This window comes from Seinonella peptonophila (assembly GCF_900129355.1).
GTDB lineage: Bacteria > Bacillota > Bacilli > Thermoactinomycetales > Thermoactinomycetaceae > Seinonella > Seinonella peptonophila.
In genome coordinates, this window is record NZ_FQVL01000001.1 from 592,346 (window position 1) to 606,111 (window position 13,766).

Genomic DNA, 13,766 nt, shown 5'->3' on the forward strand with positions numbered 1-13,766 from the left:
GTCTTAACAGTTCCATGAATGCAGAACAGATACGGAATATAGCGATTATCGCCCACGTTGATCATGGTAAAACAACATTGGTCGACGCGATGTTAAAACAGAGTCAAATCTTTCGTAGTAATCAACAAGTTGCTGACCGTGTTCTAGATTCAAATGAATTAGAACAAGAACGAGGTATTACTATTTTATCGAAAAATACTGCCATTCAATATAAAGAAACAAAAATCAATATTGTTGATACACCTGGTCACGCTGATTTTGGCGGAGAGGTTGAACGGGTTATGAACATGGTTGATGGTGTTCTCCTATTGGTTGATGCGGTTGAAGGACCCATGCCTCAGACGAAGTTTGTACTTAAACAAGCCTTAGAGCGAGGACATCGTGTTATCGTTGTGGTTAATAAAATTGATCGACCTCATGCTCGTCCTGACTTTGTAATCGATACTACATTTGATCTTTTCGTTGAATTAGGCGCAACAGATGAACAGTGCGAATTCCCCATCATTTATGCAAGTGGTTTGAGTGGTGTTTCTGGCGAAGAACCTGATCAATTAACAGAGAATTTGGTACCTCTCTTTGAAACCATTGTACACGAAATCCCTTCACCACAAGTAAATCTAAATGCTCCCACTCTCATGCAGGCTACTTTGCTTGGTTATGATCAATATAAAGGTCAAATTGTGATCGGACGCTTAGCACAGGGAACCATTCATCGTAATCAAACAATATTACTGATCTCTGCTGATGGCAAACGGCGACAAGAGAAGATTACACAAGTTTTCACTCACCGAGGACTTACTCGTCAAGAAACTGATACCGCATATGCTGGGGATATTATTGCCCTTACGGGCTTGGGTAAAGTTGGAATCGGAGATACACTCTGTGACCCAGAACACCCACAACAATTACCTCCTATTCAAGTGGAAGAACCGACCATCCAGATGACTGTGAGTGTAAATACGAGTCCTTTTGCAGGTCAAGAGGGTACTTATGTGACTTCTGTAAAACTTCGGGAGCGTCTTTTCCGTGAAGCTGAACGTGATGTTGCCTTAAAAGTGGAAGAAGGAAATAGTTCAGATACTTTCCTTGTATCTGGTCGTGGAGAACTTCATTTAAGCATCTTGATTGAGAATCTACGGCGTGAAGGTTATGAATTCCAAGTAAGCAAACCGGAAGTGATTATCAAAGAGATAGACGGAAAAAAACATGAGCCTGTTGAATCAGTTGAAATTGAAGTGAGTCAAGAATATCAAGGAACTGTAGTCGAGCTACTTGGTCGCCGAAAAGGCGAGTTAAAGGACATGGAGCTGCAAGATAATGGATTGATTAAATTTCGATACTTGGTGCCTTCCAGAGGCTTGATTGGATTCCGACAGCAATTATTAACCGCCACACGCGGTCATGCACTTGTCAATACTCTCTTTGAAGGGTATCAGCCGTTCTTAGGAATCATTCAAACCCATGAATTTGGATCATTAATCGCTTGGGAAACTGGCACAGCCACCACATATGCACTTCACTCCGCTCAAGAGCGCGGCCAACTCTATATTACGCCAGGGACAGAAGTCTATGAGGGAATGGTCGTAGGTGAGCATATTCGCGACAGCGATTTAGAAGTAAATGTGTGTAAAAAGAAGCATTTAACAAGTATCCGTCGTGCAACAGCAGAAGAAGCTCTTCGTTTAGATACACCTCGACAACTTTCATTAGATGAGGCCTTTGAGATTCTAAAAGATGATGAATTACTTGAAGTAACACCTAAATCATATCGATTGAGAAAAAAATATCTTCGGAAAAATGAACGTACACGAATGGCTAAACAAAAACAACACTCATAAATAAACAATTGGCGACTAAGTCGCCTTTTTTCTTACATTCTTATTTAAACTCAGTAGTTTAACTGCTTGTTTTTATCAAAATCTATTATAAAATAATCTCATAAGTTTTTAATTATATTAAGTTGAAGGAGACCATAATGAGAAAGAAATGGTTTTTATTCATCACATTGCTTGGTTTTATAGTGATTGTCAGTGGTTGTTCTGATGATGAAGAATCTAAAAAAGACGGACCAAAGGGGATAACAGCAAAGTCGCAAAAAAACGAAAAAGTTGATGCTGGTCCACTGCTTCAAAGCGCAGCAGAAAAGCTAAAATCATCACAAGGAAGTGCTTTTTCACTAATCGGAAGCCAACAGCTCTCCCTACAAGGTGAAGAAAACCCTGCAACCAATCAAATTGACATGACGGGAGAAGAAAAAGGGCAACCTGCAACAATTACACATCTAAACGGGAAAATTAACCAGCAAAAACCAATGGAGTTTTATCTAACCAATGGCTATATTTATGAAAAAATTGGAGCTGATCCTTGGACAAAACGAGCAGCCGCTGTGATGCAAAGAAAACCTGCTGATAGTTTAATATTGGCCAATAAAATTATTGAGGCAATTAAAGGTTTAGCCAACGTCAAAGGAGCAGAAGCAGAGAAGCAAGGGTCTATATATATATTAAAAATTCCAAAAAAAGTTTTAGACCAAGCATCTCCTTCGTTGTCTCAAGAAATACAGACTTATCAACAAACAGCTTTGGATAGTGAAATTTCAAAGAAAAATCCAGGCAAAAAAACAGAAGGTCTTACAATTGATGACATAGGGGCAAAACTAATACTGAATGCAAATACGAAAGAAGTTACCAAAATCACCACAAATTTAAAAACAACCTTTCAGCTTGATCAACAAACACATGTGATTGAAGAAGATATGGAAAAATCACTTACTGGACCATTATCAAATGATATACAAATCCCAAGTAACGCTTCATCAGCACAAGAAATCAAGTAAAACAAAAACCTCCATCATGGAGGCTTTGTTTTTATATGAACAATTAAACAGCTTCTTCAGAAACTTGTCTTTGTAACATATCAATTTCTGCTTTAGCGGAAAGCAAATCGTGGGCCAGAATTCCTTGCATTTTTTCCACTTTCTCGAATCCCTGACTCATCTCTTCCCTCATTGAATCCACAGTGGATTCAAGTTGATCAACTCGACAATTTAGGCTACTTACATCTTGTTTTAGTTCTGCTACTTCCTGTTTTAGTATTGATACATCTTGTTTTAGTTCAATTACTTCTTGCTTTAGCTCTAGAATCTCAGAATTATTTACTTTTACTGCATCTAATATTTGCTGTAATAACAAATTTTGATCTACTTGCATGTGATGCGTTCTCCTTTTCATGTATTTCTGGATTAGATGTAGCTGTACTGTCTATAGCTGCGTTGATTGGTATTATTTTACATAAAAGGAGAGGCCATGTAAACATATTTTCTGAATTTTCATCGTTTTATTTACGTCTTAATCGATCTGCCCACTCTTCATCTTGGGGCAGTAGCATACCTGAATGATCCGTTTCTTTTAACTGTAAATCAGCTTCAATAATGGTCGTTAACACTTCTTTACTTCGACTTTCTTTCGGTAAACGCGCACAACGCATACTATGCATAATTTTAACCTGCTTAAAATAATCATATACTCGTCTAGCATGACTTTGTTTTCCTGGGTAATGCCAAATTTTATGCATTTGTTTTACCAACGCAGGTTGAGCTGTTGGATCAACATGATAATCCTCATCTTGAGCAATTCGATAAAAAATGAAACTCATTTCTTCAGGTGAATAATCCTCGAAAACAAAAAAGTGTTCAATTTGATTTTTAAGTGTAGGATACTTGTTAAACCAGCGTTTCGTTTTCATCTCGGTTCCAGAGATGACGAGAATCTTCTTTCGTTCTTGATCTGATAAATACTGCTGAATTAATTTCACCCATTGTTGTTCAAGGTTGCTTGAAAAAATCCCTGATAATAATTGATCAATTTCATCAATATAGATCAGTCCGGCTGATGAGTGATTAATAAACTGCTCCCAACGATTGATCATCTCATCTTCTTCAAATTGTAACCATGCATTTGGTGTTGTTTCTACAAATCCATCATGATCCAAATAACCCAATTGATATAAAACAGTGCTGTATAGATGAGCAATTTGCTTCTTTCCGGTATCGACAGGCCCTAGGAATAGAGCATCTAATTTTGGCTTTTCTGTGGTCCGAATCCCCATCTGTTTTCGGTCATGCAAATAATCTAAATACATAAAGAGCTCATGAAGTTGTTTTTTTACTTTTTCCTGACCAATTACATTGAGTAATTGCCCTTGAAGCGTATCCGAAAGAACATGCACAAAGCTTGTTTGGTTTTCAGGTAACTCTTCCTCTTCTTCTACTACTTGCTCATGAGTTGAATCCTTAATTGTAGGATTTCCAGCTTGAATCATCCAAAGTTTTTCAGTAATCCTGTCCAAGTGACACTGTTCAAAAGTTCCGCGACCATTTTCTGTAACAGCTACTCCAACTAGGCTATCGAGAATCTTACAATTTACAAATAGAGGATCGGCTACTTGTGTCACATGAATCGCAGCAGCATGTGAAAAGTGAGTAAAATCTGTGTTACGAATGATACCGCCTGATTTTTGTGCTACATATATACCATGTTGTTTACCATTTGAGAGTTTACAATGTAGTAGATCAAGTCGTGATTGATTAGTGATCGCCACTATACTAGAGTTAAACCCATACATTTCACAACTTTCAAAAATGCCATTTCCTGCATCCGTACTATGAACCGCCTCTGCATTTCCATCATGAATTTTACAACGAATAAATTGAGGATGTGCTTTTGTAAAGATAAAAATAGCTGCTGCTGTTGCAAAGCCGTACATTTCGCAATCCTCGATCAATCCGCTGCTCTCTCCTTCAAAAAGAAAGGCTCCCCCTTTACAATCGTGAAAAACACAATTTGCAAACTGTGGATGTGATCGATTATTAATCCTGACAGCAGGTAACTCTTCCCCAAAGCCAAAAAAACGGCATTCTTCAAAGTGCCCTCTTCCTTCATCGATGGCGACACCACTTTCCAAACCATCATGAATCTTACAACGAATAAACTGAGGGTTACCACCCAAGATCCCCACCGCTGGACTATAATGAAATCCAAATAAATTGCATTCTTCAAAGAGACCTTCTCCACGGTGTTCAATATAGACTCCATAGCTTTCTAGTCCAGTAAAAACACAACGTCGAAATACAGGATTCCCTTTGATGACCATCACTGCTGCTAAATCACCATCGCTGGATAACTCACAATCCTCAAAAAGAATTTTTCCAGTTCCACGTGTTTCAACTGCTGTACTTCTTTTACTATACAACTCGCAATTTCGAAAAATGGGCTCTGCCTCATCACCAGTAATTTTAATAGCAGGGCTTGTTCTTGATTCAATCCGACATCCCTCTGCAACCAATGCCCCTTGTGAAATGGCGACGACTTCTTTCTGTCCTAACCATGATTGACGAATCGTTATGTTTTTCATTACCGCATAACCAGTCTTCATCGTAATGGTTGATTCACGGTTTCCTTGAATCACAACCTTTTCCATATCACCGATTCCAACAAGCTGTACATATTTATGAAAATGAATCTCTTCTTTATAAAGGCCAGGTTCAATTTCAATCACACTTCCTGCAGGAGCTTGGTCAATCGCTTCTTGAATACTGCGATTCTTGGAAAATAGTTTACGCGAGACACGAATCGTACTCATGCTCTTTCCACCCTCCTCTAACCATATTTCTCTGCATGCAACTGGCATATTAAAAATAAATGATTTCTATATGATTTATCTATTTAATCATTCTACCAAACTTTTATAATCCCTGTTTCATTGCAGTAAAATATTGAAAAGGTAGAAAGGTAACCATAAATAATTGAAGTAGTCTAATATTGGATCAATGAGAATATATCAATATTCTCTAATTGATCTCTGCCATTTAGATATAGAAGTTCAATTAAGAAAGCAGTACCTACAACTTGGCCATTTAATTGCTTGATCAGATCAACTGTTGCCTTTACAGTTCCTCCAGTCGCTAAAAGATCATCCGCGATTAATATTCGTGAACCTGGGCGAATTGCATCCCGATGAATGGATAAACGATCCTGTCGATATTCCAAATCATAAACAACTTCTACTGTTTCAGCAGGTAACTTACCTGGCTTACGAACAGGTATAAATCCAACTCCAAGCGCATACGCAAGAGGAGCGCCAATCACAAATCCACGCGCCTCAGGCCCGACTATTGCATCTACTTTCTTATCTGATGCATATTTCACAAGTTCATCTATTGCTTGATGATATGCCTCTCCATCCTTTAAAAGAGTTGTAATATCTTTAAATTGAACGCCTGGTGTAGGAAAGTCGAGAATCTCGCGAATCTTTGTCTTGAAATCCATATAAAAACTCCTCCTGTAGCAATGAAAAAAGATATTTACACAGCTCTTGATAAGAAGAATAGATTAAACGCTCTCCCACTTTCTCTCTATTTAAGTGCTGTAGATAGATCGATGAATCATGTAAAGAACGTTTAGGTGGTTCGGATACAACATGAAACAATCCTGCTTTTCGTTCAATAAACCCGAGCTCTTCAAACACTTGAAAGATCAGACGAATTAATTTAATGGATAACCCTGTCCGTTTCTCAAGCGATTGCATAATTCTATGTTCAAATGGAAAAGAGGGTTGGCTCAGAATTGTTTGGTACAATAACTTAAAATGATCTCTAGTTGGAGCTGGAAGCAATGCTTGTTCAAATGATTGGTCTCCATATAAGAAATAGAAACGTTCAACATGTGATAGATAAGTTAAACTCTTACTAAATTGATCTAATCGCTCTGGTGGATCTACATAAGCGACAGCAGAAAAGAGTAACCATTCTTTGTCCTCTACACTCTCTTGATCTAATTCCTGCCAGTCAATTTTTTCCCCTACCCACTTCTTCCAATAATAAGAATTTGCGGAGCCGATGAGTATACAGCTTTCTTTATGTAAACTTTCCAATTGTCTTTTTATCATTCGGTTTCCACGCCAGTCAAACACTTGACGATGTGGAATTTTCATATCATGAATGAGCAACTGTGGAGACTTTCGTCCATTCCATTCATTCACTTGTAATTCACCAATCACTTCTACCTGCGCATGTGGTGTCATCTGTTCAGCTAATTCAGCTTTTCGAAACCCAATCGCTTCAAGTCTATGTTTTTCGTTTTGCAATGATAACTTAATGGTATCTTTATAAGCACCAATCACTTGTAAATTGGCAATGGTTGCATCATTCACTTGAAAGCGAGGAGTTGGATTATCAACACCAAAGGGAGCTAGACGATCTAGTTGTTCAATAAAATGAAGGTCAATATCTCTTATTGATAGTTCAGCGTCTACATCAACCAATGGAATCCTATCTTCAGGCTTTAATCTTTCACGGGTATATTCAGCTAATGACTGGTGAAACGCTTGGATTTCAGATTGTTCCAACGTCATCCCTGCTGCCATTGTATGACCACCAAAGTTAAGCAAATGTTGCTTTACCTGTGTTAAAGCTTGATAAAGGTCAAAACCTGGTATACTCCGGGCAGATCCTTTGGCAAGCCCTGTCTCTTCATCGATCCCTAATACAATAGTAGGACGATGAAAAGCTTCAACTAGCCGTGAAGCAACAATCCCAACAACACCTACGTTCCAACCGCTTTTCGCAACTACAATAAAATGATGATGACTTTCAAGGTTGCTTTCAATTTCTTCAGTTGCTTCTAATACAATTTGCCGCACGAGATTTTGTCGCTCTTGATTTAGCTCCTGTAAACTCTCAGCAATCTGATTTGCTTTAGACCCATCTTCAGTTATCATCAATTCTGCTGCTTGTGTAGCTGATTGTAAACGTCCACATGCATTAATTCTTGGACCCAGTACATAACCGACATGATGTGAAGTAATCGCTTCCTCTATCCCAGCTACCTTTGCTAAAACATGCAACCCTACATGTTTCTTCTTATTTAACTGCTGTAATCCCCAAGTAGCAAGAATGCGGTTTTCTCCGACAAGCGGTACTAAATCAGCTATGGTTCCCACTGCTACCATATCCAACAATTCTTCTGGTACGCGTTCTAATAAAGCCGTTGCTAGTTTAAAAGCAACGCCTACCCCTGCCAGTTTTTTAAATGGATATGTACATCCGGGTTGCTTTGGATTAATGACCGCATAAGCATCAGGTATGATTGCTGGAGGCTCATGGTGGTCGGTTATAATTAGATCCAGCCCTAAGGATCTAGCATAGTTAGCTTCTTCGACTGCACTGATACCTGTATCTACAGTAATGATCAGCCGTGCTCCCTTTTGATGACATTCTGATAACGCCTCTTTATGTAAACCATATCCTTCTAAAAAACGGTTTGGAATATAATAATCTACATCTACATCTAAAAGTCGAAACAATCGCACCATCAAGCCCGTACTACTCACACCATCAGCATCATAATCTCCATAAATGATAATCTTCTCTTTATGTTCTATCGCTTGACGAATTCGAGTAATCGCACACTCCATTCCTTTTAGTAAATATGGATCGTATAATCGATCTAATGAGGGAGCAAGAAAATCCTCTACCTCTTCTACTGTTTGACAGCCTCGTTGATGCAAAATTTGTGCAACAATTGGATGTATTTGCAAACGATCAACGAACTGTTCAGTCCATTGCGGATCATAAGACTGTTGTTGCCATCGCATTCGTGCATGCAACAATTTTCACACCCCCTTTAACTTGGGCGTCCCATTTGATGGGACGCTGTTTAGCTTGCAAGCTTTTCTTTTCCCTTCTTCATCGAATGCCATTTCCAGTAAATCCAAATTTGGCTTGCAACAAAGATAGACGAGTATGCACCAGAAATTAATCCAAAGAGTAAGGCAAGGGAGAAGTTACTAATACTTTCGCCACCAAATAAGTAAAGCATCACTGATGCAAAGACAACCGTTAGTACTGTATTAATTGACCGGACAAGTGTATGATGCAATCCTTCATTCACTACACGAACTAAATCTTCCCATTTCTTAGGCTGAATACGTTCAACTTGCTCACGAATCCGATCAAAGATCACAATGGTGTCATTTACCGAATATCCTACGATCGTCAATATGGCCGCAATAAAGACAACATCAACTTCTAATCGCAAAACGGAAAACATACCTACCGTAAAAATAACGTCATACAATAAAGAGATAACTGCTGCTATTGCAAAACGATACTCAAATCGAATCGTTACATAAATAATGATCGCCAATGAAGCAACTAGTACAGAAATGATAGCGTTTTTCGCTAGTTCCCGACCAATGATTGGGTCTACAACTTGCTCTTGTATCCCAATTTCTTTTTTATGTATCTGAGAAAATTTTCCTTTAATTTTTTGTACCTGCTCCTTAGATAAAACCTGATCTGTGCGGAAGATAAGCAAATCTTGTTCCGCGCCACCCACACGAACATTCGGATGTTTATATCCTAAGTCTGTTAAAATCTTTTTCTCTTTTTCAACATCTAACTTCTTGCCTACTGCTATATCCAAACGAGAACCACTTTGAAAATCAATCCCTAAATTCAGACCTTGAATAAATAATGAGACCATACTAAGTACAACCACAATTCCTGATAGAAGAAAAAACAGCTTACTTCTTTTCACAAAATCAAACTTATAAGTCACTAATCTCATCCTCTCTTACAGCGAACCAGCTTGGTTGTTTAAATAAATTAGAACGCACTAATAAATTGATCAACAACCTAGATAAGGCAACGGCTGTAATAAAGCTCACTATGATCCCTGCGATCAATGAGACGGCAAATCCCTTCACACCCGCCGTTCCAAAGATGATGAGTATGATACCAGCAATAATCGTCGTTAAATTGGCATCAACAATTGTTAAGAATGAACGACTCGAACCTGATCGAATGGCGACTGGTACACTTTTGCCATGTCTTAACTCGTCACGAATTCTCTCACTCATAATAATATTCGCATCGACAGCCATCCCCACGCCTAATATAAAAGCGGCTATTCCTGGAAGTGTAAGGGTTACATGTAGAAGCGAGAAGACTAACAGAACGAGATAGGCATAAGAAATCAAAGTTAAAACTGCTACAAAACCTGGCAATCGATAATATCCAATGACAAAAATAAAAATTAATAAAATCGCATATAGACCAGCTTTTAAACTCTCTTTTAGAGATGCGGCACCTAAACTAGCATCTACGGAGTAACTTTGTACTTCTTTTAATTTAATCGGCAGGGCACCAGCATTTAGTAGATCGGCTAATTCTTGAGCTTCTTCCACTGTTTTTGAACCTGTTATTGTTGCAACTCCGCCAGGAATCGCCCCTTGAACAACAGGTGAGCTCAACATGGTCTGATCTAAGAAAATAGGCATTGGTTGACCTACCAACTTTTTCGTCAAATCTTCAAACTTCTTCGCATCTTTTAATTCAATGACAACAGCAGGTCGACCTTGCTGATCATAATCTACCTTTGCTTTGTTCTGTTTTAAATCGCTACCTTTTATCAAGATTTGTTTACCTGTGGGATCTCGAAAAGTGAGATGAGCAGGTTTCCCAATGATCTCACGAGCCTTTTTCGGATCTTTAACACCTGCGAGCTGAACCCGAATGCGGCTAGGTGGCTCAATTGTAATATCTGGTTCACTCACTCCAATAATATCAATCCGATTTCGAATTGCACTTGCAGCATCATTTAAAGTTGCAGTTGTGATCTTCTGTCCTTTTTCAGCTTGGTAGAGGACTTCAAACCCTCCTTGCAGATCCAAACCTTTTGTGATCGTTCCCCATATTGTTGTTGTGGTAGTGGCGACAACCGCTAAGATCACAACAACTAATAAAAGAAAGACGAAAAGTCGCCCCTTGTGAACTTTCATTCTGATCCTCCCTTTATCCATCCTCAAACTTTCAAATTCATTCATTATGTATTAAAGCCAGATAGTTTTCATTATCTCCTTCACCTAATGCCTCTGTCAATTCTCTACATGTGAACAAAAAAAGACCCGCTCGTCTACAAAGTACGGGTCTAGAATTATTTTGTTTTATAGACGCTAAGCATAAGCCAATTCATAAATCGATTCGCTTTCAGAGACATAATATCATTTACTAAACGATTTAAACGTGGCCACCCTCGACGATATCCTTCTGACACACATGCCCAAATTTGCTCCCCTGTTACATCCTCATAACCGTACATACGAAATTCTTCAGCTTTACTATTACAAAGATCCTCAATACATGTCATCAATTCATCTTCTCGGAGCAACTCCACTTCCTCGTGTCTATGTAATCGATTAATTGATTTTACTTTTCCACTAGCCAATGCAAAACCTCCTACGCTTTTTTGCCAAATTCTAATTTGTATTCCTACACATTTGTCATGGAAGTAACGGACAAGACATAGAGATAGATTGTGAGCATAACAGACCGAAGGGGGGATAATGGGCTGATGACAAAACAAAGCTTCCTTTATGGAACCTTGATTTTAGCAGGTGCTGGATTTATTACGAAGGTACTTGGCTTCGTCTACCGGGTCGCACTCTCTCGAATGATCGGCGATGAGGGAGTAGGCCTATTTCAAATGACATATCCGATCTTATTGCTAATGGTTGTCATAACCACTGCAGGGCTTCCAGTAGCGATCTCAAAGTTAGTTTCGGAAGCAATTGTAGAGCGGAATCACAAACGAATTGGTTCGATCCTCACGGTCTCTATTTTCATCTTGCTTGCGATGAGTTTCCTAATTACTAGCCTTATTTTACTCTTTGCACCGTTGATTGCCAATACCCTTTTAACAGATCAACGAGCACTCTATTGTTTACTAGCAATGGTACCTATGATTCCAATTATTGCTATTTCATCTGTCTTTCGTGGTTACTTTCAAGGGAAACAACAAATGAATCCTTATGCAATCTCACAAATTCTGGAACAATGCATACGTATTGGGAGTGTTCTGCTCATCGCTTATATACTCATGCCTTTCGGTGTTCAATATGCTGCGGCCGGTGCCATGATGGGAATGGTGATCGGTGAAGTCGCAGGAATGATCTTTATCAGCAACTGTTACCGAATTGATCCAACAAGCCCTAAGTTAAATCTCTCATTAAGGAATTTAAGGTCTATCCATCCTATCAAAACATTAAAAGATATTCTTCATATTGCACTTCCTGTTACTGCAAGTCGTCTAGTTGGTACTTTATCATATGCGATTGAACCGATCGTTGTGGCGCAAAGTCTAGCTTTAGCGGGAGTAACCGCAGCTACATCAACAGCATTTTATGGTCAGTTAGAGGGTATGGCTGTACCGCTCGTCTTTTTCCCATCTTTTATTACCTATGCCCTTTCGGTTTCACTTGTACCTGCGATCAGTGAAGCTGCAGCTCAGAAAAATCAGCGGCTTATCGAACATAGATTAAATCAATCCATCCGCCTTTCACTCATTATTGGGCTTCCTTGCGCACTCTTTATTTATCTATTGGCAGAGCCGCTTGCCTTATTTCTATTTAATCAAATTGAGGTAGCACGCTACATCCAATTGATGTCTCCATTTGCTATTTTTCTGTATATTCAAGGCCCATTGGCTTCGGCGTTACAAGGTTTAGATTATGCGAATATATCAATGCGAAACTCAATCATTGGTGCCATTGTAAAGACAGCACTTATCTTTCTACTCGCTTCCCAGCCACAACTAGGGATCGACGGTGTAGCCATTGCTGTAAACTGTGGTATGGTAGTCGTTACAGCTCTCCATTTTTTAAGTATTCTGCCAATTGTCACAATCACCATTCATTTACGAGAACTAGTTAAGCTTGTGCTGACTTTAGCAGCAACCGCTCTGTTTGTGCAATATCTATTAATGCAAGATCAATGGAGCTTGATCACTCGAATCCTCTTATCTACTTTTGGCAGTGTTACGCTTTATACCATTCTATTAATTTTCTTTTCCTTACTTAAAAAACAAGAAATTATTCAAATGCCCTATATTGGAAATTGGTTAAGCAAATGGATTCGCTCATAATATAATCGAACATCAAATGACCATTGCTATGTATATTTCGTTAAACGATCAACTAGATCCTGATTTAGAGGTGGATGCATTTGGGATAATAAACAATCCATCATTGTCTGTATAACTTGCATAATAAATATTCTCCCAATCTTGATATCCTTTCGCCTGAAGCTGTTTTAGCAACCAATGTCGATCTTGATTCAATTTGTGTAGATGCTCTTCCTGAATTTTGCCTTCGATGATCAGCGTGTTTGGGAATTGGACTTGACTACTTTTATCACGTAATGCCTGATATTTAGGGAAAACACTTAATTTACCAGACGTTTCTAAAAATGCATATTCCACTTCTGAAATATCAACTATTTCTTTTTCCCTTAATTGCATTCGCAAATCATCTAAGTTATATCGATTCTTTCTCATTTCCTCTACTTGCAACTTGCCTTTTTGAATGATCACAATAGGCTGACCTTCAATAAAATGACGAATATGACTAAAACGAAGTGATATATACGAGATGAGTATTTGCAAGCCTACCAAAGTCGAGATCGGTACAACAACATGTAATAGAGGACGGTCATGGCTTTCCAGTGCGATTGCCGAAATTCCTGCAATCATAAAGGAGACAACCATATCAAAAACAGACAGCTTACCTACTTCTCGCTTTCCCATTAAACGAACGACAAAAAACATAAAAATATAAATAAGAATAGTCCGCCAAAAAAAGCTCCATAGTTCCATTTGGTTATCTCTCCTTTCCTTCGTTTTATTCTTACCAAAAATAAACAAGCATAATCG

At 38.6% G+C, this 13,766-nt stretch carries 11 protein-coding genes; 3 read left to right on the forward strand and 8 right to left on the reverse strand.

Annotated features, from left to right (window positions below):
* The first annotated feature begins 14 nt into the window (after nucleotides 1–14).
* Entirely contained in the window at nucleotides 15–1,838 is a 1,824-nt protein-coding gene (typA, locus tag BUB71_RS02900; RefSeq protein WP_073151596.1) for a translational GTPase TypA, read from the forward strand.
* 137 nt (nucleotides 1,839–1,975) lie between these two features.
* Nucleotides 1,976–2,836 (forward strand): hypothetical protein, encoded by an 861-nt coding sequence (locus tag BUB71_RS02905; RefSeq protein WP_073151598.1) that lies wholly within the window; start codon nucleotides 1,976–1,978, stop codon nucleotides 2,834–2,836.
* 43 nt (nucleotides 2,837–2,879) lie between these two features.
* Here the strand turns inward: BUB71_RS02905 and BUB71_RS02910 are convergent, their stop codons facing one another.
* From BUB71_RS02910 to BUB71_RS02940, 7 genes are all read right to left on the reverse strand, one after another.
* The gene (locus BUB71_RS02910) at nucleotides 2,880–3,209 is read right to left on the reverse strand and encodes a hypothetical protein (protein ID WP_073151599.1); all 330 of its coding nucleotides are present in this window, start codon (nucleotides 3,207–3,209) and stop codon (nucleotides 2,880–2,882) included.
* A gap of 127 nt (nucleotides 3,210–3,336) precedes the next feature.
* Nucleotides 3,337–5,640, reverse strand: a complete 2,304-nt coding sequence (locus tag BUB71_RS02915) for a right-handed parallel beta-helix repeat-containing protein (protein ID WP_073151600.1) — start codon at nucleotides 5,638–5,640, stop codon at nucleotides 3,337–3,339.
* 173 nt (nucleotides 5,641–5,813) lie between these two features.
* Nucleotides 5,814–6,326, reverse strand: coding sequence for an adenine phosphoribosyltransferase (locus tag BUB71_RS02920; protein WP_073151601.1), 513 nt, complete (start codon nucleotides 6,324–6,326; stop codon nucleotides 5,814–5,816).
* On the reverse strand, nucleotides 6,265–8,664 hold the full coding sequence (gene recJ, locus BUB71_RS02925) for a single-stranded-DNA-specific exonuclease RecJ (protein WP_139278960.1): 2,400 nt from the start codon (nucleotides 8,662–8,664) through the stop codon (nucleotides 6,265–6,267). The genes BUB71_RS02920 and recJ overlap by 62 nt, the downstream gene beginning before the upstream one ends.
* A gap of 50 nt (nucleotides 8,665–8,714) precedes the next feature.
* Nucleotides 8,715–9,617: a protein translocase subunit SecF gene (secF, locus tag BUB71_RS19935; protein WP_245815496.1), complete on the reverse strand. Its 903-nt coding sequence runs from the start codon at nucleotides 9,615–9,617 to the stop codon at nucleotides 8,715–8,717.
* Entirely contained in the window at nucleotides 9,607–10,839 is a 1,233-nt protein-coding gene (gene secD, locus BUB71_RS19940) for a protein translocase subunit SecD (RefSeq protein WP_073151605.1), read from the reverse strand. The genes secF and secD overlap by 11 nt, the downstream gene beginning before the upstream one ends.
* 155 nt (nucleotides 10,840–10,994) lie before the next feature.
* Entirely contained in the window at nucleotides 10,995–11,285 is a 291-nt protein-coding gene (locus BUB71_RS02940; RefSeq protein WP_340148291.1) for a post-transcriptional regulator, read from the reverse strand.
* Nucleotides 11,286–11,411: 126 nt separating this feature from the next.
* Here BUB71_RS02940 and spoVB point away from each other — a divergent pair, with 126 nt between their 5' ends.
* Complete coding sequence (gene spoVB, locus BUB71_RS02945) at nucleotides 11,412–12,980, forward strand: stage V sporulation protein B (protein WP_073151608.1); 1,569 nt, start codon at nucleotides 11,412–11,414, stop codon at nucleotides 12,978–12,980.
* Between the two features lie 48 nt (nucleotides 12,981–13,028).
* Here the strand turns inward: spoVB and BUB71_RS02950 are convergent, their stop codons facing one another.
* Complete coding sequence (locus tag BUB71_RS02950) at nucleotides 13,029–13,709, reverse strand: DUF421 domain-containing protein (protein WP_073151611.1); 681 nt, start codon at nucleotides 13,707–13,709, stop codon at nucleotides 13,029–13,031.
* Nucleotides 13,710–13,766 lie beyond the last annotated feature (57 nt).